Origin of the sequence: Rhizobium sp. WSM1274 (assembly GCF_025200775.1) — a bacterium.
In the GTDB taxonomy this organism is placed as follows: domain Bacteria; phylum Pseudomonadota; class Alphaproteobacteria; order Rhizobiales; family Rhizobiaceae; genus Rhizobium; species Rhizobium leguminosarum_I.
In genome coordinates this window covers 534572-557004 of record NZ_CP104139.1, presented here as the reverse complement: position 1 = coordinate 557004, position 22433 = coordinate 534572, and the positions used below count along the sequence as shown (strand labels likewise).

Below are 22433 nucleotides of genomic sequence, written 5' to 3'. Positions count from 1 at the left end.
GCAGCAAGTAATCGCTAGGCGAACTGAACGAAACTTCGGTCAGTTCCGGCAAAACAACGCCGAAAAAACTCCTGATCCTGCATGCGCTTGCACACCTCTCGCAGGAGCGATGGCGCCTATGGCTGGGGCGTGACCGAGGATTCTGCCGATCCGCAAAAGAGGTCGAATGGTTCATGGTCGAGTCCTGGGCGAAGCACCAGCGCCAGCACAAACAGGTTTCGCAGGCCGATGCCGACCTCCAGGCCAAGGTACTTGCCTACCACTCGGGTCCCGACAGGCCTGTTGTTCGTCGTTTCCTGGCGATCAACCGGCCGGGCAAAGCCTGATACGAAGCCGTCTTTGGCAGGAACAGGCAGGATCAAGGTCCTCCCAAGAGTGGGAGGACCGGCAATACGGCAGTGCAACGTAGTAGCAGTCCTGCAGAGAACTACAGTGACTGGGTTTTTTGACATTTAAATATCGATATCAGAGACCCCGATGCCGCCAGGGTCACGCAGTTCGTCCACGTAACAGGGATATTCCTGCCGCTGTCGGGCAGAAACCTGCGCATCAATGTCGACTAGCATGATGGAAAAACTGGTTTCTGTCCGCCCAGCCAGATCGCCCCCGGGGGTGATGGCGAAGCCGCCTCCGCCGAAGCGTGGACCATCCGTAGAATGCCCGACCCTGTTCGAACTGACGACGTAACTCCCAGAGACGATTGAGGCCATCTTGCCGGCAGTTATCCAGCTTTCGTGGGCAGAACCGGTCGCCCGAGGAACGGCAATCAAATCGGCTCCGCATCGGCCGTATTGTCTGGCATGTTCGTTGAACATGAGTTCGGTACACAAAAGGACGCCTACACCTAGCCCGCAAATATTCTGGATGTTGAAGCGCCCATCGCCTCGACTGAACCAGGACACCTCGGACCAACCAGGCTCCTGCGGAAGGTAGGTCTTCGTATGCAGGGGGCGAACCTCGCCGTTCTCGATGACGATCGCCTCATTGGCAAGGCGGTCGGCGAGCAGCATTGGACGGCTTGTTATAACGGCCGGAATGTTCAGCGCAGCGAGAGCAGCGGTTCCAGCTTCGTGGATCTCAACACTTTGCTGTGCGTCCTCGACTACGAAATCATTCTTTCGAACCAGCCACTGACCGAAAGGCATCTCATTCATCAACAGTATATCGGGCCTGCACTTGCCAATAGCTTGGGCAAATTGCTCCCACGCCGGTCCATGCGGCTGCAAGCCATCGGTCATTTCGACGTAAGCACAAACAGGCATTATTATCCTCCACCTCAAGGGATTGAGCTTAGTACTTGGCGTAAGGTCAAAGTTCCAGGGCTGCCATGAGCTTCCCGATGGACGGACGGGTATTCTCAATGCGGTAGCGGATACGGTAACCGGCACGGCTTAGGCGTTATCGGCTAGACAGTGACTTCGCAGCGGCTGCATTTTTAGCTTCTTCGATGGAAAGGCGAACCGCTCGTTTCATGGCATCCTTCTCGCCGAATATCGCAACAAAAGCCGTGGCACCTTCCAAACGGGCTAACGTGTCAGTCGCAATGTCGCGAGCTACATCGACAGGCATGGCGCGGGACAGGATGCTCGACAGATGATCGCGATGCGCTTGAAAAAATGCTCGAACGGCATGCTTCGCAATCGGGGTCTCGTCACTTGTGCCGTAGGCTAGATGCAGACCTACGCATCTGCCGCGATCAGTGAGAGTGGTCGCGATAAATTCGATGACCTCGACGAATTCATCATCCCATTGCCCGGAGGCTGAGTCTCTTTGACCGAATGTCTCTTGCAAAGTGAGATCAAGTACCGCCGGAACGAGAGCTTCCTTATTGGGGAAGCGGACGTACAGCGATGATTTCTTCAGGCCCACGGCATCCGCGAGGTCATTCATCGACGCGCCTGCATAACCTTTTGATCGAAACAACTCCCTCGCAGTCGATACGATCGTTTCTCTCATGACTTTCATACGTCTTCTCCGAGCCAGGGTTCTCCGCACTTGATACAGGAAATCTAAAGGGTTGACAACCGACCGTTCGGTCGTATTTTACCTTCATTCGCGACTGTTGGTTTGTCGAGTCCTTTGAGAAGGAGTTCTAAATGGCCGTAAGCTACAAACGCTAAAGGTACAAGACGTCGAGGTTTTCTACAGAGAGGCCGGTTCAAAGTAAGCGGCAAGGAGACCCCATCTGGCGCTGCTGATGCTGGGCAGGGTATTTCGGACATACGACTTCTCTGAATGTGAGGATCTATGTCTAGGCCTGCGGCTAGCCTTGGATTGATGCGGATGATCGAGGCGGTGCCCGATCGTCTTGACGGCTCGCCGCGACAGTTGCGGCGGTTCTGGTCTGACGAGTTCAAGGCCACAGCGGTCGAGCAAGCCTGTCAGCCGGGTGTGAACGTCTCGGCAATTGCGCGGCAAATCGGGATCCTTCCGTCTCAGCTCTATCGCTGGCGCAGAGAACTGTCGGGGAGTGATGAGCTTGGGCAAGCTGCAGCGACAGTGGATCCACAGAGCGTTGTATCCGACCCCGTCGTGGAAATCATCATTGGCAATATCGTCGTGCGGGTGGGCCGGCATGTCGACGAGGCGCATATGCAGCGCGTCATCCGGGCGGTTCGTTCGGCATGATCCCCGCGGGTGTAAAGGTATTCCTCGCCAGTCATCCCATCGACTTCCGCAAAGGGCCGGACAGTTTGCTGTCGCTCGTGCGCGACGCCGGCAGTGATCCGTTCAACGGCTCGCTTTATGTCTTCCGGGCGAAACGGGCAGACCGGGTCAAGATCGTCTGGTGGGATGGATCAGGGGTCTGCCTCTATTCCAAGCGGCTAGAGAAGGCGCAGTTCTGCTGGCCGCGGATCGGCCACAACCGGGTGCAGCTCAATCATGCCCAGCTCATGGCGCTCGTTGACGGCATGGACTGGAAACGGGTTCGCTCTGTGGCGGTGAAGCCACCGGAGATTGTTGGGTAAAGGCCTGCGGCGAAGTGAATCAACCGCCTGAAAGGGCAGGAAATCCGGAGCAAAATATGCTCTGGTAGGCCTCATGACGCCGCCCGATCTGCAGCTCCCGGATGATGTAGAGACACTGAAGGCCATGGTCCTTGCCATGGCTGACAAGGCGGCGCGGACTGATGCTCTTGAGAGCGAGGTCGCAGATCTGAAGGCGCGAAACGCCCATGCTGATGAACGCATCGAACGACTGACCCAGATCCTGAAAGCCTTCGATCGTGCTCGCTTTGGCCGACGATCGGAAAAGCTTGGACCTTCAGGCATCGACGATGAACAGCAGGCATTTGTCTTTGAGGAGATTGAGACCGGCATCGCCGCGATCCGGGCCCAGGTCACCAAGGGCGCAGCCCATCCGGATGGCAAACGTCAGCCGCGGCCGCGCAAGGGCTTCGCACCTCATCTGGAGCGGGTCGAAGTGGTGATCGAGCCGGATGAACTGCCTGAGCATGCCGGCAAGCAGAAGGTGCTGATCGGAGAAGACATCTCTGAACGGCTAGATGTCGTGCCGGCGAAGTTCCGGGTCATCGTCACCCGGCGGCCGAAGTATGGCTTCAAAAACGAAGACGGTGTCGTCCAGGCATCGGCGCCCGCGCACATCATCGAGGGTGGCATTCCGACGGAAGCACTTCTGGCCCAGATCGCGGTCTCGAAGTATGCCGATGGCCTTCCGCTCTATCGGCAGGAGGCAATCTATGCCCGCGACAAGGTCGATCTCGATCGCAAGCTGATGGCGCAATGGATGGGCAAGCTCGGCTTCGAGCTCGACATTCTGGCCGATTACATCCTCGCCGAGGTCAAGAAGGCCGAGCGTATCTTCGCTGATGAGACGACGTTGCCAACGCTCGCGCCGGGATCCGGATCGGCAAAGACGGCCTGGCTGTGGGCCTATGCCAGGGATGACAGACCCTTTGGCGGCAGTGGCCCGCCGATGGTCGCCTATCGCTTCGAAGATAGCCGCGCTGGCGATCGTGTCGCCCGGCATCTGAATGGCTATCGTGGCATCCTTCAGGTCGACGGGTATGGCGCCTACAACAAGCTTGCCCGATCTGACGGCGGCAATGACGGAGTGATATTGGCCGGCTGCTGGTCCCATAGCAGACGCAAGTTCTACGAGCTCCACGCCTCGGAAAGCTCAAAGATCGCCACCGAAACGGTGGAGCTGATGGCAAAGCTCTGGCAGGTCGAAGAAACTGCCCGCGGGCAAAGCCCTGACGCTCGTGCCGCGGCGCGTCAGCAGACATCTGCTGCCGTCGTCAATGAGCTCTTCGACCTTTGGCAAAGAACCCTGCCGCGGATCTCCGGCAAATCGAAGCTTGCCGAGGCGATCCGCTATGCTACCTCGCGTCGCTCCATCTTCGAACGCTTCCTCACCGACGGTCGCATCGAGCTCGACTCCAACATCGTTGAGCGCGCGATCAGGCCCCAGACAATTACGCGAAAGAACTCCCTCTTCGCCGGCAGCGACGGCGGGGGCAGGACCTGGGCGACAATCGCCACGCTCCTTCAGACAGCAAAGATGAACAACGTCGATCCGCAGGCCTGGCTCACCCAAACCCTCGAGCGCATAGCCAACAGCTGGCCCAGCAGCGAAATCGATGCACTCATGCCGTGGAACTACACAGGCTGAACGGCCTCGGCTTGCCGCTTACGGTTCAAAGGAAGCACCAGTCCTTCTTCTGCTCCACGGTTTTCCGTCATCCAGCCACATGTTCCGTGATCTGATGCCGCTGTTGGCAGATCGATACCGCGTCATCGCACCAGACCTTCCCGGGTTCGGTCGAACGAGTTCACCTGCACGTGGAGAATTCCCTTACACATTCGATAAACTCGCCGCTGTCATGACGGGCTTCACAGAGGCACTCGGCCTCAGCCGCTATGCACTTTACGTTTTCGACTATGGTGCACCGATTGGGTTCAGGATGGCGACGACCAATCCGGACCGAATCTCCGCCATCATCAGCCAGAATGGCAACGCCTATATCGAAGGGTTCAGTGATGCATGGACGGCGTGGGAGGCATATTGGCGTGATCCCTCCGCTCAAAACAGAGAGGCATGTCGGGCATCTCTGTCTCCTGGGGTGATCGAGAACTGGCAATACCGCACCGGGACGTCAAAGGAGCGTCTTTCACCCGATGGTTATCAACTTGATATCGCGTTCATGTCGCGGCCGGGTGCTGAAGACATTCATGTCGGGCGAAATGAAAAACTGACCCCCTAACGAAGCGAAGAACTGACCCCTCGTATCAACACGAGGAGTGATGGATGACGATCGAGATTTCGTTGCATCCTGCATTGTCGCGAACGATGCAGGGCGGGGATATGCTTCAGGCTGATGAGGTGGTGGCAATGTTGCGGCTACATGAGCTCGGTTGGGGTGCCAAACGTTTATCGAAGGAATTTGGATGCGCGCGCAACACGGTTCGCCGATACCTTCGAGAGGGCGGAGCTGCACCGTTTAAAAAGCCTGATCGGCGCAGTGCGTTCGACGGGCTCGATGATTGGCTTCGCGAGCGTTTTTTCCGGCATGACGGCAATGCGGATGTGATCCGCCAAGAGTTGGCGAGCGAGCACGGCATTATCATCGGTCTGCGTTCTGTGGAGCTTCGAGTACGGCAGTGGCGGCGAGAGCTAAAGGCACAAAAGCGGGCGACGGTCCGCTTCGAGACAGCACCCGGCCATCAGATGCAGATCGACTTCGGCGACACGAAGGTGTGGATCGGCGGCGAGCGGGTTCGGATCCACCTGTTCGTAGGAACGCTTGGTTATTCGCGGCGGATGCATACTCGCGCGTCGCTCAGAGAGAGGCAGGCAGATTGGTTTGAAGGCATGGAAGGTGCTTTCCTTCGGTTTGGCGGGGTTCCGGCGGAAGTCTTGATCGACAACGCAAAGGCACTCGTTGAGCATCATGATGCGGTAACGCGGGAAGTGAGGTTCAACGCGCGACTGCATGCCTTTGCCCGATATTGGAGCTTCACGCCGCGGGCCTGCGCACCGTATCGGGCCCGCACGAAAGGAAAGGACGAGCGCGGGGTCGGCTACGTCAAGAAGAACGCGATCGCCGGCCGGCGCTTCGAGAGCTGGGCCGAGTTCGAAGCGCACCTGGATCGATGGACACGCGAAGTTGCCGATCAGCGTGAACACGGCACCACCGGTGTCAAACCGGCGGAACGTTTTGCCGACGAAGCCAAGGCGCTCCGCCCGCTGGCCGGACGGGCACCCTTCGGACAATTGCGGGATCTTGTTCGCAAGGTTCAAGCCGATTGCGCGATTGACCTCGACACCAACAGCTACTCCGTCCTTTGGCGCCTGATCGGCGAAAGCGTTCAGGTCGTGGTGCTGGCCGGCCGCGTGATTATCCGTCACGCCGGCCAGGTCGTCGCCGACCATCCCCTTTGCCGCGGGCGGCGACAACGGATCGAGGATCGGGCGCATTTTGTTGGCGTGGCCGGCTTCGAGGGGCCGGTCCGTAAAGAATCCATCGAGATCGCTCCCGCTGTCTTGCTGCGGCCGCTTGCCGAATATGAGGCGGTGGTCGGAGGAGGCTGGTGATGACGAACGTGGATCATGATTTACTGATCGCAACGCTTGACCGGCTGAAGTTGACGGCAATTCGCGACCAGCTCGACACCTTGCTGGACGAGGCAGCGCGTTCGAAGATGACATTACGTGAGGCTCTCGCCTTCCTGGTGTCGCGCGAGATCGCCCGGCGCGACGAGCGGCGCATCTCCATGTCAAGCAAGCTGGCGCAGTTCCCGTTCGTGCGCGAGCTCGACGGCTTCGACTTCGAGGCGCAGCCGTCGCTGGATCGGGGGCAGATACGAGAATTGGCAACTTGCCGCTGGATCGCTCACGGCGACACGGTCCTGTTCCTCGGCCCGCCCGGAACGGGTAAAACCCATCTGGCCGTAAGTCTGGGACGTGAAGCGATCCGGCAGAATTACAACGTCCAGTTCGTCACGGCGGCCACCCTGGTGGCGATGCTGGCGAAGGCTCACAACGACGGCTCGCTCGACAAGCAGTTGACGATCTTGTCGCGACCAAAACTGCTGATTATTGACGAGTTGGGCTATCTGCCATTCGAGGCCAACGCCGCCCATCTGTTCTTCCAATTGGTCTCGCGGCGTTACGAGAAGGGATCAATCCTGATCACCTCAAATCGCTCCGTGGGCGAATGGGGAAGTGTTTTTGGGGATCCCGTGGTCGCCACGGCGATATTGGACCGCCTGCTTCACCACTCGACGGTGATCACCATCCGGGGCGACAGCTACCGGCTTCGCGAAAAGCGCCGCTCCGGCCTTCTGCAGAAGGCCGGAGCGGCGCTTGAAACCAACGAAACCGCAAACCAATGAAGGGGGTCAGTTCTTCAATTCGGCAAAGGGGTCAATTCTTCGATTCGCTTGACAATTCAACTGGATCTAATCCTCGACTACAGAACAAACATCGACCGGTATCCGGAGTTTCAGGCGTATTTTCGGGATCACCAGCCACCGTTCCTGGCGGTCTGGGGCAGACATGACCCAGCATTCGTACCCGCGGGTGCTGAGGCCTATAAGCGTGACCTGCCCACCGCGGAGGTCCATCTGCTCGATACCGGCCATTTTGCCTTGGAAACACATGCAGACGAGATCGCTCAGTTCATTCGGAGCTTCCTGATCAGACATGTCTAAGCTCGATACGACTGTCGTCGTCGGGCTTGGCTCAAGTGGCCACTGAAAAGCGGACAATCGCGAAGCTTCACGGGGAGGACAGGTACGGGTTTTACGACTTATTCCAAGTGTTCTGTTCAAGCAACGGAGTTTTGCACGTCTGGCACCTACAGGATGCCAGCAATCCCCGCGAAATAGTGTTCGCTTGTTCGGTTGGATCCGACGGTGTCCTTCGCAAATAACTTGAAACAGATCAACTTATCCTGGTGGAAAGGAACAGATACATGATCAATCTTGAAGGCAAACGCGCACTGGTAACTGGCGGGTCGCGAGGCATTGGTGCTGCGATCGCATTGGCGCTGGCAGAAAACGGCGCGGATGTCGCGTTCACCTACCAACGCTCCGCCGAAAAAGCCTCGAAGGTAACCGAAGCGATCGAAAAGATGGGGCGTCGCGTGGCTGCAATCCAAGCAGACAGCGCCGACCCCGAGGCAATTGCTAGCTCAGTAAGCGAGGCCGTCTCCGCTTTGGGCGGGCTGGACATCCTTGTGAACAGCGCCGCGATTGGCCACAACGGCATGATCGTCGACCTGGATGTCTCAGCGTATCAGACCTTGATGGATGTCAATGTACGAGCTCCGGTCCTGTTCGCGAAAGCCGTCATCCCGCATCTCGGCAAAGGCGGCCGCATCGTCACAATCGGCTCGGCTCTGGGCGAGCGGGTACCGTTTCCCGGCATAACACTCTATGCAATGTCCAAGGCAGCACTCACATCCTTCACACGTGGTCTTTCGCGTGAACTTGGTCCAAGTGGTATCACCGTCAATCTCGTGCAACCCGGAGCAACCGATACTGAAAGCAACCCGGCGGACGGCCCGGCTGCAGACGTGCAGAAAAGCTTGACCTCCTTGGGACGCTACGGCGAACCGCGGGAGATTGCCAACGCTGTGGTATTTCTCGCAAGCCCGGCCGCGAAGTTCATCACGGGCGCTATTCTCACCGCAGACGGCGGTGCAATCGCCTGACTTGCTCGTGCAAGATTCTGATGGAGCGATGGTGCCCACCTTTTCGATCGCCCGGACTAACCGGCAACACACCATTTCGGTGGGCGCCATCTCCATGCTTATACCTTCCTCACAATAGGAGACCTCAATGGCAAAGCCTGAACTTTTCGTCACGGCCGGATACGGGCAGAAATTCCATGAGCTTTTGCACTTTTCACAAGCGCTCAAGATTGGTGATCGCATCGAGATCTCCGGCCAGGGCGGATGGAACGATGAACTCGAAATTCCGGAGTCAATCGTGACCGAGATCGAGAGAGCATTTGAGAATGTCCGGCGAACCTTGGCCACGGCTGGCGCGGACTGGAAGGATGTCGTCCATGTCAACTCTTATCACGTCGGAGGCTTTCCACCGATCGTGAACGAAACGATTGCCGGTCTTTTCCGTGAGTACATGCCCGATCGAGCTCCGATCTGGACGCAGACCGGTGTGGAAGCCCTTGGGCTCCCCGCCATGCGAATTGAGATCCGTGTCACTGCCATCCTGGAATGACTCTGGCGCCTACCACGGCTGCATTACGATGCAAAGGCTAGTCGCGTTTAGCAACGACCGACCCATGGCCAAAGCCTGTGACCGCCTTAATGCGATCAGAATCTCAGCCTCCCAAGGAGAATGTAATGAACACCGACAGTTGCCCCATTCCCACACCGCAGGAGCGCTCCTTCCTAGCCATCCAGCAAGCGGCCGAACAGACGATGCTTGAGAAGGTGTCGCGCGCCATCTCCGATGCGACAGCCGAAGTCACGAGGAACGTGCAAGACGCTGGTTTGAAATTTGAACCGACCAGTGAAGGCTACTTCATGTTCGCGGTTCAGCAGGCAACATTCGTGCGCCTTTGCGGAGGCAATCCGGATACGCTGCGGGGAGGAAACCCGGAGGTTGGCGAACATGTCATTCGGAACTGTCGCAACATCATTGACACCTATTGGAAGAGCCACACAGCACAGACCGCGGTGCCCTGAAAAGCACTTCCCTGTCCCAGGCAATCGGTCACAGCAATAAACGAGGTCCATCATGAAATGGGAATACCTGACTGTGGACAAGATACTCGATAACCAGCAGATGAACGAACTTGGTGACGCCGGGTGGGAATTAGTTGCGGTCGTTTCACCAGGCCATTTCGTCTTTCATTATTTCTTCAAGCGGGAAGCTCAGCCGCTATAGCAACTATCGAAGGACTGAAGCGTTTACAGGCGTCTTGCCTTCTAGCAATGCAAATGGCGCCCGGTAGCACGGGCGGGACGACCGCGATCCGGCCCCGCAATCGCTGGGCAACCCCTTATCAGTGGAATTCAGCAGATTGGGCTGAGCGCTGCAAGTTGGGTTCATCGTTGAATGACAGTTAGCCCGTGCAGTTACGGAAAAGGAAGAACAGATGAAGGCTGCAGTCTATGGCAACCCTGGTGTTCCGGCCGTTCTTGAATATGTCGATATGCCGGATCCTGCCTGCGGGCCGGGCGATGTGCTCATTGCCGTCGAGGCTATTTCCATTGAGGGAGGCGACCTCATATTGGTGAATTGCACTGAGAGCTGACCCAGCCTTCACCCGCTTCATGTTCCGGACATGGTTCCGCAAGACCATGTGCGTGGGCGCTGCCATCCACGAGAAGGGCAGCGCGCGGATGGGAGAGACTCCGGAGACATCCATCAGTGCTCAATCGCTACAACCAAGTTTGGGACGCGCCTAACCTCATCGTCACCGACGCCAGCGCCTTCCCCGGCAGTGGAGTTGCCGGCACCACCCTCACCGTCATGGCCCTGACCCTTTGCGCCTGCCGTCATCTCGTTGATGGAGAAGAGTATTCCTCTTAAAAAGGCTCTAACGCAGATGAGCAACTGCCCGATTACACCAGGTCTTGAGCGGACTCGAACTCTCGGCACCATATTTCTCTTCGCAACTTCGAATTAATTCAACTGCTTGGCTTTCGAAGCGGAAGACAGTCTATTCTCCAATCGGAAGTTCAATTTCTTCGCGGTTTTTCTTTGCGCCCTCGATCAGGACCGTTTTGAGCCGCTCGGCATCTTGTGCTGGCAGCATTCCTGCCCCGGTTCGAATACCTTCTTGCCACGCAGGCCCGCGCTCCCATGCTTCGTTGTAGACGAGCGCCAAGTCGGCAGATCGCCTTGTCTGCTGCAGGGCTTCAAAGAGCAGTGCAGCTTGACGAACGTCCTTCTCTCGCTTCGCCGGCCCCTGCCCGTCAGTGTGTCGGCGGCTGGCGACTATGAGCTTGTGGACCGCATAACGGGATGGATCAGGAACGACGACTGGGACACCGCTTCGGTGGAGCAGGATTGTCCTGACGGGTTCCCTTATGAGGAAGTCGAGAAAGCGTAGTGGATCCGCGCTGGCGCCACCAAGGGCGGGCATCTTCGCCGGCTGGTCGATGTAGTCATCCGAACCACGATTCGACGTCAGGAATTCAACCCTGTAGCCATCGGCATTCTGAAACGCCGACGACGCCGCGGATCCCGATCGATGGGGAACTGGCCGGAAGCTGGCGTCGACACCCTGCAACAGCTCAACGATCGGAGGCAGACTGTCTTCAACCTCCCGACTGATGGCATAGTCCTGGGCGATGTCCGCATCGCCGGTGAGGATCGCAGCCATGGGAAGGCGGACGCCCAGCAGTCCTGAATAGCACTGAAAGGCCACCGTGCCGATAAGAACACCCCTGAGACGAAAAAGACCGCCATCGGCAAGAGCCTCGACGATGTCGCCCGACGTGGCGTCAGGGGCGGTCATCCCGCCTTCGCGGGTCAAGGTATTTACCAAGCGCCTGCGAGCGCGTAGGTCATCCTTGTCCCGCTTATGATCAGCTACGCGCTGCGCGATATCCGGATCATCAGCAGAACCGACGTAACGACGTTTCGTACCACCATGTCCATCTGGGATGTCGAAGTACCAGTACTTGCGCCCCTTGATGTTCGCCGGGGTGAACCGACCCTCCGGAGGGAAATCGGCCGTCCAAGCGGCGTCGAGCGAACGCTGACCTAACTCGGCGAGCATCGTTTGATACATGAGGTCGATGGACTTCATAAGCTCGAATCCGGTGTTATACTGTTTTTCAAAAACAGTATAACGGTCGAGGGGATAGATCGCAAGATAGGATGCTGGCTCTATCGCCTTGAACCGATATGAACCTGCGACACCCATATTTGATTCCCTTAGGAACCGCCTAAGGTGCGGACGCATCTCAGCTTTTGAGGCGTAAGCAGATTTATGGAACTACGATGCCGATCTACTTTCGGCGCTGGCCCCAGTCGTCAAACAGGCAGAAAGCAACGCGAAAAGGGTCTTCCTCAAAGACAGCAAGCATCTTCTGCCTATTTTGCTAACGACCTGCCGTGCCCTCCTGCGGCGCGACGGCCTATGCAACGATACTCAAAAGCTCCTTCGCCATGCGCGCGTCCTTATCGACATTGGCGCCGATAGAGGTGCCTATTCCGAGATAGCGCTCAGCTATGTCGGCGGACCCGGCAAGCACGGATGCAGCACCCGACATGACGATCTGCCCGTTTTCGATGACGTAGCCACGGTCGGCAATCGACAGTGCCTGGCGTGCGTTCTGCTCGGCGAGCAATATGGTGATGCCCTCGCCTCGCAGACGCTGGATCAGTTGGAAGATCTCGTTGACCAAAAGCGGCGCCACCCCGAGCGACGGCTCATCGAGGATCAGAAGCCGCGGCCGGGACATCAGGCCACGTGCGATCGCCAGCATCTGTTGTTGTCCTCCCGAAAAATTCCCTGCCACGTCGTCGAGCCGATCCTTCAGGACCGGAAAGAACGTGCAGACGAAGGCCAACTGATTTTCGATATCCATCGACCGGTGCGACGGAACGCTGTAGGCGCCGAGCCGCAGATTTTCTAAGACGGTCATGCCACCAAAAATCTGCCTGCCTTCGGGAACATGTGCGATGCCAAGCCGCAACCGTTCGGATGCCGAGAGGCCCGTGATCGCCTTTCCATCGAAAATCACTTCGCCCTGCATCGGTGAAAGTATGCCTGAGATGACTTTGGCGATGGTGCTTTTGCCGGCACCGTTGGACCCGACGAGGGTCACGATTTCACCGGCGTCCAGTGACAGATTGACTTTGCTCAGCACGCTGGCGCTCGTATATCCTGCGGAAACGCTCTTCAACTCAAGCAGCGGCATGCTGTTCCCTCCCGAGATATGCTTCAATGACCTGAGGGTTCCTTTGGACCTCAGCGGCCGGCCCTGCGGCGATCACCTTGCCGGCGTCGAGAACGACCACATGATCTGCCACGTTCATGACCAGCGACATATTGTGCTCCACTACGAGGATCGAGATTCCGGCGGCGCGGATCGCCCTCAGAAGAGCGGCGAGTTCTTCCGTTTCGGTGTCATTAAGCCCTGCGGCCGGCTCATCGAGGCACAGAAGCCTGGGATTGCTCATGACGGCCCGGACCACTTCCAGAAGTTTCTGCGCGCCCATCGGCAGATCGACGGCATGTGAGTCCTTGAAGCGGTCGAGACCGACGATTTTCAGTATCGCCAGGGCCTGCGTTCGGATCGCAGTTTCTTCGCGCCGACTGCTGGAACTCCACAGCATCTGGCTGAGACCGCCGCTCTTGACCAGACGATGGCGGCCGACCATGACATTTTCCAAAACGGTGAGGCCCGGGAAGACACGCGCTGACTGGAACGTTCTGATCAGGCCGAGATTGGCGATGGCCATGGAACTCCAGCCGACGATCTCCTGGCCGAAGAAGGCGACAGTTCCTGCGTCCGGTGGGAACAGGTTGGTGAGCAGATTGAATACCGTTGTTTTCCCCGCACCGTTTGGACCGATAAGCGCGGTGATGGAATTCTCCTTCACGGAAAAATTGACGCCCTCTGTTGCTTTCAACCCGCCGAACTTTTTGGACAGGCCGGTGACCCTCAAAATATTTGCGTCGTGGCCCTGCATTGCATTGTAGCTCATCGAGCGCCTCCTTCTGCCACTTTGTGGCCGTTCGCGACGGGTTTCTCGTTCGATATGCGGGTCATCATCGTTGCGATGACGCCGTACATGCCGGGCGGCAGATAGAGGAAACAGATGATCAACAGCGCACCGCTGAAGAAGGTCTTGTAGATCGCCAGCGGCTGGAAGATCGTCGGCAGCATGGTCAAGAGCACGCTTCCGAGCACAGGCCCGACGAGCGTTCCCTCCCCGCCGATGACCAGCATAGAGACCAGTTCGAGCGACCGCGCCGTGCCGACCATTTCAGGTGCGAGGAAATTGAATGAATAGGCCAACAGGCTGCCGGAGACCGACGCGAGGGCGGCGCTGATCATGAACACCGCAAGCTTGTAGCGGACAATGTTGATGCCAAGTGCACTCGCAGCCATCTGATCCGAACGGATCGACTGCAAGGCACGGCCGAAACTTGTCCGCAATGCGCCGAAGAGAGCAAAAAGGACCAAGATGTCGATCGCGACGACGAGGAAATACATCGACATTTGTGTATCGAAATACAAGGATCCGACCGAAAATGACGGTATGCCGACCATACCCGACGGCCCCCCGGTAACGTCGATGAAGCCGATGGCGCAGGAATCGATCAACAAGCCGAACGCCAATGTCGCAAGAGCCAAGTACAAACCACGAAGCCGTAATGTCACGATCGACAGCACGAGTGCAGAAAGAAGCGAAAGCACGATGCCGGCAGCTATCCCGACGATCGGCTCTATCTCGTAATTGATGGAAAGATATCCGGCGGTATAACCGCCAATCGCCATAAAGCCTGCCTGCCCGAGGCTGACCTGTCCGGTATAACCCATCAGCAGATCCAGACCGATCAAGGCCAGGAATATGATCGCGGCGATCGTGAGGCTGGAAATATAGGCGGCCGGGATCAGCATCGGCAGGATGACGACGATAGCGATGCCCACACTGGCGGCGGTCCAGGCGGTCCGCGGAGTGAGCCGCGTAAGATGACTCCAGGCGCGCGGTTCTTCGCGAACGTCCTGCCTGCGGATTGTCTTGGAAGGGATAAGCCCTGTTGGTGCGTAGATCAGGATGAAAAGCAGGAGGATCAACGCGATCGCATTGCTGAACAGCGACGATACATAAGCTGTTGCGAACTGGGTGACGAGTCCGAGGAACAGCCCCCCGACGATCGCACCGGGAAACGACGAAATGCCGCCGATGACCACGGCTATGAAGCCGGATATGGTGAACAACTGCCCCGTATTGAACTGGAGCGTCGTCGTCGGAGCGACGACCACACCTGCAATCGCCGCAATCAGCGTCGCGAGCGTGAAGCTCAGCAACGTCATCCGCTTGACATTGATGCCCATCAGCGCCGCTGCAGATGGATTTTCCGAACATGCCCGCAAGGCCTTGCCGATTTTCGTGCGTGCGATCAGGAACCAAACCGCCAGAAAAATGACCAGGGCCGTGCCGAGAATCCAGAACGTTTGTGTGGTGATCCTCAGCCCCAAGAATTCCAGCGGCCGCTCGCCGGAAAATGCGGGAACGGAATAGGGCTGGCTTCCCCATGTGATAAGCGAAAATCCCTCGATCAGAGTCAAGATACCGACACTCAGCATCAGAACGTTGGCGTTGGACAATTTCTTCAGCGCCGGCACGAACGTGAACCATCCGATTGCCAGTCCGGCGATCGTGGTTCCCGCCACAGCGCAAAGAAGCGCGATGGGAAGAGGAAACCCTAGCTGTTGGCTGAACGTGTAACCAGCGAGTGCTGCCAGCACCGCAAACCCGCCCTGAGACAGGTTCACGACACCGGTCACGCGATAGATCAGCGAAAATCCGAGAGCGATCAATGCATAGATCGCGCCCAGCAGAACGCCGCCTACGGAAATTTGTAGGACCTCAGCCATGAATGGACTCCAAGTTCGACTGGAATTACTTCAGCGCGGCTCCGCCAACGTCACTTACGGGGATCCAGATCCCTGCGGACGTGTCCCAACGGGTGACGATGACGTTGGACTTGTCGAGGCCGCGCTGAGGATCCCGCTTGAAGTCATAGACGCCGTTGATGCCACCGAATTCCTGAAGATTATTCAGGTGGTTGCGTAAGGTGTCCGCGTCCGCCTTTTCAGGGAGGGCCTTCAAGGCACTGACCACGAGCAGCGCGGGGTCCCAGGCGAACGTCGATGGGCCGTCAGGCTTTACATCGGCGGCTTCGAACGCCTTGTAGAACGAAGCCTTCGCCGCGGCTGCCTTGGGAGACGTATCGCCATTCTCTGACTTCAGCCATTGCGGCGCGGGGATATATAGCTCCTTTGGAAGGAAGGACGCATATTGCTCCATCTGCGCGTAGGTCATGTTGCCGTCGGTCGTTCCCACCGGAACTTCGAAACCTGCATCGCGGATCGCCTTGAAGATGGTTCCGATCGGTGCGCCTGTAGACCACGCGATGACGGCATCGGGGTTGGCACCCTTGATCCTCTGCACCAGAGCGCTTGCGCTCACCTCGGTGGGATTGAACTGCGCCTCGGCGACGATCTTGATGTCGGCAAGATCACCGTTGCCCACGGAAGCGGTGATATTCTTGTAGGCGTCCTGTCCGGTTGCGTCGGTGGAGGTGATCAGCCCAATATTTTTCCAGCCGCGATCGCGGAAATAGCGAAGCAGGCCTTCAGCAAGCCCCTTGGTGGAAACGCTCGAGCTGAAGACGAATTCCCCGGGCTTCGGGTTCATGGATGGCGAAAGACAGTACAGAACCGGGCCGTTGCGAACCAGCGGACCCATGGCGTTGCACAGCCCCGACAAAGCCGAACCGATAATGACCGGCGGGGCGCTGACCTTGATGCTGTTGACGAGCTGGACTGCGATCTGCGGGCTGGACTGGTCGTCATGGAAGACGAACTTGACCGGCTTGCCGTGCACTGTATCGGCCGCGGCTGCCTTTTCAAACAGTTGCAGCGCCTGTTGCTCGGCCTTGCCCAGAAACGCGCCACCACCGGTAAGCGGCAGAACGACATTGATGTCGAGGGTTTCCGCATGGGCGACGTGCGCGCTCACCGATGCAGAAAAAGCCAATGCTGCGATGATAGTCTGAACCCGACCCAAAACCAAACCTCCCTTAACTCAACGGCGTCCGCCTGAAGCATTCCGCTCCTCTGCGAATGGCCACCAATAAATTCTTAGGTATCTTAGTATTTGTCAAGGGAGCAAAATCCTGGGAGCGATTTCGCTTGGTAGAGCGTGGTTCGACCGACAAGAATTCAAGCTTTTCGGCTCTGAACCGGCACTCCGGCCGTCGCAAAGCGTGGAGCAGGAGTTCCTTCGTGCACTAAGCACTTCCCTCTGACCTTCCGCACCCTGTCATTGCCATCGATTCCCAGCCATGTGATATTGAGAAGAAATGGAGTTCCTTAGACATGAAAGTTGATGCGGCTCGAAGCGCCTATCTCGATATCCAAGCACGAGAACATGTCTCCCTGCCGTTCGCCGAAAGCTTAGGCTATCAAGTGCGCCTGACGCACAGGCTCATCCAGAAGTATCTACAGCAGAGAATTGAACCTCACGGCGTTACGCTGGGCATGTGGTATTTCCTTCGAGCCCTTTGGAACGAGGACGGGCTGACGCAGAAGGAACTGTCTTTGATCGTCGGGACGATGGAGCCAACCACCCTGTCCGCAATCAAGGCGATGGAGCTGAACGGACTGGTCAAACGCAGCCGCAACAGTGACGACAAGCGCAAGATCAATATCTTCCTCACCGAGCGCGGCCAGCAATTAAAGGATGAGTTGATGCCCATCGCCAAGGACGTTGTCGATGCGGCCGCATCCGGCTTCACGGAGAGGGAAATTCAGATGCTGATGCAATTTCTCGGTGCCATTCAGGCAAACATGGCGACGAAAATCCAGCCGGACACCGAGGCTTAGGACGCGGTAGTTCCCCCGAGTCAGGCCCGAGGTCATGGCGTGATTGTATCCGGGGGATGCCGGCGTCTGTGATGACGCTCTTGCCCTCCCGAGCACGGACCACCGCGGCTTTCACGGCCGATGGGAGTTCTTCCCAGCGGCTGACCGGGCCAATGTCTTCCAGATCCTGCGCCTGGCGATGGCGGCGATATTGATGTTCGGATCGCCGATCCACTGGCCTACCCATGTGTCATCTACGGCCCCGGTTGCGCATCAACGCTCGCTCAATGTTAAGATGAATGAGCGCGGACGGCACCGGTTTCTGCTTATTCCGCTGCGATTGCCTGATCCGGATCCACCAGCGAGCGCCAGTCTACCGATTTGGGGTAAACGCCTTCGCGAGATGCGATACGCGCCTGTGGCAGTCGCGGTGCCTCGGTACCGATTGCGCTTCCTCCGGCCGCGACATTGCGGGCCGCATCGACCATTAGGCGCCGGAACTCAACGATGGCGAGGTCGGATGCGCCTAGGACGTCATTTGTTCGGTTGACGATCGGGCCCATCCCGACCCACATCGCTATGTCCTGGTTCGGAATGCCCTTGATACCGGTGAAATTGCCGAGCTTCATTGCCTGGCGGTCCTGGAGGAAGTTGTTCTCCTTCGTCCGGGAGCTCTCCCATTTCTCGTTGAGATGAATGCCCTTCTGTGCATGGTTGAACTTGCGCCAGTCTTCGGTGCTCGGGCAGTCTTTGCCCCCCCCAGGCGATGAAGTGGAAAGCCGTCGTGACGTCGTCGATCGGGACGATGACGCTGGCGACATTGTAAGAGCTGTTGGGCGGAATGAGGGAGTAATAGGGAGCCACGAATTGAGTGATGCGCAGATAGTTATGAGTATCAGCGCCCTTGATGGGTCTGCGAATGGCGGCGTAATGGAAGCCGTAGCTCGTCGTCTGCGTCTGCATCCGTGGCGACTTGTCGGTAGACGGGCGATACCAGGATTTGTCGTCGGCGGCCGCGCCCTCAACGCGCGCAGGTACCATGTCCGACGAATGAAGGCTGGACGAGTGCGCACTGTCAATTTGGCCCTCGTGGATCTGGGCCCAATTGCACGGGATCCGAATTTTCAGGATGGAAACCTGCGTATCCTTCGTCGGAGCGAATGCCGGGGGATCGAATGTCGGAACCTGATCCTTGTCTCCGAACCATGCCCAGACGAAGCCGCCCCATTCCTTGACGGGATAGGAACGGTGTTTGATCTTGTTCATTAGCGGGCTGCCTTCCGGCTCGGACGACATCGCCACGATATTGCCCTCAACGTCCATCTTCCAGCCGTGATAGAGGCAGCGCAGACCGCATTCCTCGTTGCGGCCGTAGAGCAGCGAAGCTCGCCGGTGAGGACATAGTTCGTCCAGCAGGCCGAGTTTGCCGTCCGTATCGCGGAAGGCTACATAACGTTCGCCGAGAACTTCCACCAGCAAAGGCGTCCCGTCACGTTCAGCGACCTCCTCGACCAGGCAAACTGGCGTCCAGTGCTGGCGCATCAGTTTGCCCATCGGCTTGTCCGCCGATACCTGCGTCAGAACTTCGTTTTCTTCGGGGGTTAGCACAGATCAATCCTCCAAGTTAGCTTCCTAAGTAATTTACCACCGTGATCGCCATTTCGTCCAGCGCTTGACAGAAATTAATTAGATACCTAAGTAAACGGCGAGGAGAGCCACTTTGGGTTTGGCGTGGCAAGGACGTAAGAATGACTGAGCATACAAACGCGCGCGCTTTGAAAATAACCGGCCGCCGCGATCTCACTCCCTACATCACCGAGTTCACGCTGGTCGCGACGGACGGAGCGCCGCTGGAGCCTTACGGACCTGGCGCACATGTCACAGTCGAGACTCCGTCGGGCGCGATGCGCCGCTATTCGCTCGTTGGCGATGGCCTGGATCCGGAAACCTATGTGATCGCCGTAAAGCGCGAACGGGAATCGCGTGGCGGATCGTCCTCGATGCATGAACAGGCACAGGTCGGCGAGACCATCATGGTCCAGCCGCCGGAAAATAATTTCAGCTTGAAGCCCGCCCCGAAATACCTGCTGATCGCGGGCGGTATCGGCGTTACGCCCATTTACTCCATGGCATCGCGATTGGCGGCTGACCGCAAGGATTTCGACATCATCTACTGTTCGCGTAGCGTAGAGGAGGCTGCGTACCTGGCGGAAATGAAAGAGGCTTTCGGCCGGCGGCTGAAAGTTCACCATGATAATGGGGATCCTGCTAAAGCCTACGACTTTTGGGACCATTTCGCCGAGATCAAGAACATGCACGTCTACTGTTGCGGTCCAAAGCCGCTCATGGACGAGATCCTATCGATTTCCGGCCACTGGCCAGAAGGCCGGGTGAATTTCGAGGACTTCAAGCCGGTCGAGGTCGTCCGCGTGGACGACGTTGCCTTCGATGTGGAGCTTGCCAGGTCGGGCCGCACAGTTACCGTTCCGGCCGACAAGTCGATCCTCGAAGCGATCCGCGAAAGCGGCATCAGGACGACGAGTTCCTGCGAAAGCGGCACCTGTGGCTCCTGCAAGTGCCGGCTTCTAGACGGGGATCCGGATCACCGGGACATGGTCTTAATGGACGATGAAAGAGACGACTTCGTCATGATCTGTGTCTCGCGCGCGAAGACCGGAGGTCTGGTCCTTGACCTTTGATGAAGCCCCAGTATCGCCAGTGCGCGTTGGCGTCGCGGGACTTGGGCGGGCTTTCGTCCTCAGTCGCGCAGCTTTCGTGGAGGACCCAAGGGTCAGACTTGTCGCGGCAGCCGAGCCGCGAGAGGCGTCGCAAAAGGCCTTCGTTCAGGAATTCGGCGGCAAGGCTTATCAGACGGTCGATGACCTCTGTGGCGATGCCGACGTCGAACTGGTCTACGTCTCGACACCACATGAATTCCACTTCGAACATGTCTGCAAGGCTGCGGCGGCCGGCAAGCATGTGCTGGTCGAGAAGCCGCTCGCCATCTCGCTGGACGACGGTATTCGGATGACGGAGGCTTGTAGCGGCGCCGGAGTGCATCTCCTCATTGGCCCCAGCCACAGCTTCGATATGCCGGTTCAGATGGCCCGTGCCATCATAAGAGAGGGCGAGTTCGGTCGCCTCCGGCTCATCAATGCATTCAATTATACGGATTTCCTGTATCGGCCCCGTCGTCCGGAAGAGCTCGATACCGCGCGCGGTGGCGGCGTTGTCTTCTCCCAGGGCGTCCACCAGATTGACATCGTCCGCCTGCTCGCCGGCGGCTTGGCTCGGCAAGTATCAGCTTACACGGGCAGTTGGGATCCGGAACGCCCGACAGAAGGGGCTTATATCGCTCAACTCGCTTTCGACGGATGCATCGCCTCGATCACCTACTCCGGCTATGGTTTTTTCGACAGCGACGAATGGATGGACGGCTTCGGCGAATTGGGAGCCCGCAAGAACATGCAGGCCTATGGCAGCGCCCGGCGTGCACTCAAGTCACGCGGCGCCGCAAGCGAGATGGAATTGAAGGCAGCCCGCACCTATGGCCTTCCCGACAAGCCGTCCACTCCAGAATCCTATGAGCATTTCGGCCCGATCATCGTGTCGCTGGAGAAAGCCGATCTCCGGCTCACCCCTGCGGGGTTACATGTCTATGCGGAGGATCGGCGCGAATTTCGGCCAGCGCCGCCTTTCCGGTTTTCCCGGTCCGAGATGACCGCGGCGATCCATTCCGCCGTCCGATTGAACCGCCCGCCGGTGCAAAGTGGCCGCTGGGGCCTGGCAAGCCTTGAAGTTTGCCAGGCAATATTGAAATCGGCTGCGGACAAAGCGCCGGTAAGGCTGGAACATCAAGTGGGAGCGAACGACCATGTCTGATCTTAAATTGTCCCTGGCGATGGGAAATTACGATCGCACGCGTGCTATCTATGACGGGATCGTCAAGATCGACGGCGTTGATCCGACCTGCATGCTGCTGTCGCCGGAGGAAATGTTCTTCCGGGCCTTTCGCCATGCCGCTTTCGACATCAGCGAACTGTCTCTTTCGTCCTACTCCATCTCCGTCGCCCGCGGCGAGCCGCATTACATCGCGCTGCCGGTTTTTCTGTCGCGGGCCTTCCGTCACACGTCGATGTATATCCGCAAGGATCGCGGCATCGATAGCCCGGCGGCTTTGCGGGGCCGCAAGATCGGTATTGCCGAATACCAGCTGTCGGCCAATGTCTGGTTCCGGGGTATCCTCCAGGACGAATACGGCGTGCATTCATCGGAAATCACCTGGGTTCGCGGAGGCATGGATACGCCTGGCCGACCGGAGAAGATCAGGGTTGACCTGCCGTCCGACATCAAGATCGTCGATGCGCCGGATGGCGACACGCTGAATGCGATGCTGGAGAGGGGCGATATTGATGGCTTCGTCGGTCCCCGCTCGCCGCGCTGCTTCGATCAGGGCAATCTCGCAATCGGACGACTTTTCACGGATACGATCGCGGAAGCGGAAACCTATTTTCGTAAGACCCGCATATTCCCGATCATGCACGTTCTTGGGCTGCGCCGGTCGCTTGCCGATGCACATCCCTGGCTTCCCGGAGCTTTACTGAAGGCTTTCAGCCGAGCAAAATCCATTGCTGAAGAAGCATTGATGGACACGTCAGCAACTAAGATGACCATGCCATTCGTAGAAGACACTCTGAGCCGCGCCCGTGCATTGATGGGACCGGATATGTGGAGCTACGGCCTGCAGCCGAACCGCCATGTGCTGGACGCGTTTCTGCGCTATCACTATGATCAGGGCCTGTCGCCGCGCCTGGTCTCGGCCGACGAACTTTTCCATCAGGCGACGACCGAAGCCTACAGCCTTTAGGTAGGGCCAGAT

20 protein-coding genes and 6 pseudogenes are annotated in these 22433 nt (G+C 58.0%); 18 read left to right on the top strand and 8 right to left on the bottom strand.

The window, feature by feature from the left end:
• Window positions 1-87 precede the first annotated feature (87 nt).
• Window positions 88-326, top strand: a pseudogene (locus tag N2600_RS26755) (MFS transporter); the annotation flags it as partial.
• A 126-nt stretch (window positions 327-452) separates the two neighbouring features.
• Here the strand turns inward: N2600_RS26755 and N2600_RS26750 are convergent.
• Window positions 453-1262 carry a carbon-nitrogen hydrolase family protein gene (locus tag N2600_RS26750; protein ID WP_260299430.1) on the bottom strand — a complete coding sequence of 270 codons (810 nt, stop codon included), beginning with the start codon at window positions 1260-1262 and terminating at the stop codon, window positions 453-455.
• Between the two features lie 136 nt (window positions 1263-1398).
• Entirely contained in the window at window positions 1399-1965 is a 567-nt protein-coding gene (locus N2600_RS26745; RefSeq protein WP_017957028.1) for a TetR/AcrR family transcriptional regulator, read from the bottom strand.
• 318 nt (window positions 1966-2283) lie between these two features.
• On the opposite strand from N2600_RS26745, the gene N2600_RS26740 reads away from it, so the two are divergent.
• The 13 genes and pseudogenes from N2600_RS26740 to N2600_RS26680 form a co-directional block, all read left to right on the top strand.
• Window positions 2284-2628 carry a transposase gene (locus N2600_RS26740; RefSeq protein ID WP_163856647.1) on the top strand — a complete coding sequence of 115 codons (345 nt, stop codon included), beginning with the start codon at window positions 2284-2286 and terminating at the stop codon, window positions 2626-2628.
• A complete protein-coding gene (gene tnpB, locus N2600_RS26735; RefSeq protein ID WP_011053349.1) occupies window positions 2625-2969 on the top strand; it encodes an IS66 family insertion sequence element accessory protein TnpB in 345 nt (114 codons plus the stop codon). Before N2600_RS26740 ends, tnpB begins: the two co-directional genes overlap by 4 nt.
• A gap of 73 nt (window positions 2970-3042) precedes the next feature.
• Window positions 3043-4635, top strand: coding sequence for an IS66 family transposase (gene tnpC / locus N2600_RS26730; RefSeq protein ID WP_260297203.1), 1593 nt, complete (start codon window positions 3043-3045; stop codon window positions 4633-4635).
• Window positions 4604-5200: pseudogene (locus N2600_RS26725) on the top strand (alpha/beta fold hydrolase); the annotation flags it as partial. The gene tnpC and the pseudogene N2600_RS26725, both read left to right, overlap by 32 nt.
• A 71-nt stretch (window positions 5201-5271) precedes the next feature.
• Entirely contained in the window at window positions 5272-6558 is a 1287-nt protein-coding gene (gene istA, locus N2600_RS26720) for an IS21 family transposase (protein WP_260299429.1), read from the top strand.
• Window positions 6558-7358, top strand: coding sequence for an IS21-like element ISSme2 family helper ATPase IstB (istB, locus tag N2600_RS26715; RefSeq protein ID WP_162119685.1), 801 nt, complete (start codon window positions 6558-6560; stop codon window positions 7356-7358). Before istA ends, istB begins: the two co-directional genes overlap by 1 nt.
• A gap of 54 nt (window positions 7359-7412) precedes the next feature.
• Window positions 7413-7676: pseudogene (locus tag N2600_RS26710) on the top strand (alpha/beta fold hydrolase); the annotation flags it as partial.
• A 263-nt stretch (window positions 7677-7939) separates the two neighbouring features.
• A complete protein-coding gene (locus N2600_RS26705) occupies window positions 7940-8680 on the top strand; it encodes an SDR family NAD(P)-dependent oxidoreductase (protein WP_260299428.1) in 741 nt (246 codons plus the stop codon).
• 127 nt (window positions 8681-8807) lie between these two features.
• A complete protein-coding gene (locus N2600_RS26700) occupies window positions 8808-9209 on the top strand; it encodes a RidA family protein (protein WP_128406154.1) in 402 nt (133 codons plus the stop codon).
• 125 nt (window positions 9210-9334) lie between these two features.
• A complete protein-coding gene (locus N2600_RS26695; RefSeq protein ID WP_260299427.1) occupies window positions 9335-9679 on the top strand; it encodes a hypothetical protein in 345 nt (114 codons plus the stop codon).
• A 52-nt stretch (window positions 9680-9731) separates the two neighbouring features.
• Window positions 9732-9881, top strand: coding sequence for a hypothetical protein (locus tag N2600_RS26690; protein ID WP_260299426.1), 150 nt, complete (start codon window positions 9732-9734; stop codon window positions 9879-9881).
• 211 nt (window positions 9882-10092) lie between these two features.
• Window positions 10093-10227, top strand: a pseudogene (locus N2600_RS26685) (quinone oxidoreductase family protein); the annotation flags it as partial.
• Window positions 10228-10255: 28 nt separating this feature from the next.
• A pseudogene (locus N2600_RS26680) lies at window positions 10256-10529 on the top strand (GMC oxidoreductase); the annotation flags it as partial.
• Between the two features lie 130 nt (window positions 10530-10659).
• Here the strand turns inward: N2600_RS26680 and N2600_RS26675 are convergent.
• From N2600_RS26675 to N2600_RS26655, 5 genes are all read right to left on the bottom strand, one after another.
• A complete protein-coding gene (locus N2600_RS26675; protein WP_260299491.1) occupies window positions 10660-11754 on the bottom strand; it encodes a nucleotidyltransferase family protein in 1095 nt (364 codons plus the stop codon).
• 331 nt (window positions 11755-12085) lie between these two features.
• Window positions 12086-12871, bottom strand: a complete 786-nt coding sequence (locus N2600_RS26670) for an ABC transporter ATP-binding protein (protein WP_260299425.1) — start codon at window positions 12869-12871, stop codon at window positions 12086-12088.
• Window positions 12858-13661 (bottom strand): ABC transporter ATP-binding protein, encoded by an 804-nt coding sequence (locus N2600_RS26665; protein WP_260299424.1) that lies wholly within the window; start codon window positions 13659-13661, stop codon window positions 12858-12860. Before N2600_RS26665 ends, N2600_RS26670 begins: the two co-directional genes overlap by 14 nt.
• Complete coding sequence (locus tag N2600_RS26660; protein ID WP_260299423.1) at window positions 13658-15562, bottom strand: ABC transporter permease; 1905 nt, start codon at window positions 15560-15562, stop codon at window positions 13658-13660. Before N2600_RS26660 ends, N2600_RS26665 begins: the two co-directional genes overlap by 4 nt.
• Window positions 15563-15587: 25 nt before the next feature.
• Window positions 15588-16757 (bottom strand): ABC transporter substrate-binding protein, encoded by a 1170-nt coding sequence (locus N2600_RS26655; RefSeq protein ID WP_260299422.1) that lies wholly within the window; start codon window positions 16755-16757, stop codon window positions 15588-15590.
• Between the two features lie 311 nt (window positions 16758-17068).
• Between N2600_RS26655 and N2600_RS26650 the strand changes: the two genes are divergently transcribed.
• Window positions 17069-17575, top strand: a complete 507-nt coding sequence (locus N2600_RS26650) for a MarR family winged helix-turn-helix transcriptional regulator (protein WP_113548183.1) — start codon at window positions 17069-17071, stop codon at window positions 17573-17575.
• A gap of 305 nt (window positions 17576-17880) precedes the next feature.
• Here N2600_RS26650 and N2600_RS26645 read toward each other — a convergent pair.
• A pseudogene (locus tag N2600_RS26645) lies at window positions 17881-19162 on the bottom strand (Rieske 2Fe-2S domain-containing protein).
• Between the two features lie 140 nt (window positions 19163-19302).
• On the opposite strand from N2600_RS26645, the gene N2600_RS26640 reads away from it, so the two are divergent.
• From N2600_RS26640 to N2600_RS26630, 3 genes are read left to right on the top strand one after another with little or no spacing between them, the layout of a single operon-like run.
• Window positions 19303-20253: a PDR/VanB family oxidoreductase gene (locus N2600_RS26640; protein WP_260299421.1), complete on the top strand. Its 951-nt coding sequence runs from the start codon at window positions 19303-19305 to the stop codon at window positions 20251-20253.
• A complete protein-coding gene (locus N2600_RS26635) occupies window positions 20243-21436 on the top strand; it encodes a Gfo/Idh/MocA family oxidoreductase (protein WP_260299420.1) in 1194 nt (397 codons plus the stop codon). The genes N2600_RS26640 and N2600_RS26635 overlap by 11 nt, the downstream gene beginning before the upstream one ends.
• A complete protein-coding gene (locus tag N2600_RS26630; protein WP_260299419.1) occupies window positions 21429-22421 on the top strand; it encodes an ABC transporter substrate-binding protein in 993 nt (330 codons plus the stop codon). Before N2600_RS26635 ends, N2600_RS26630 begins: the two co-directional genes overlap by 8 nt.
• The last annotated feature ends 12 nt before the right edge of the window (window positions 22422-22433 follow it).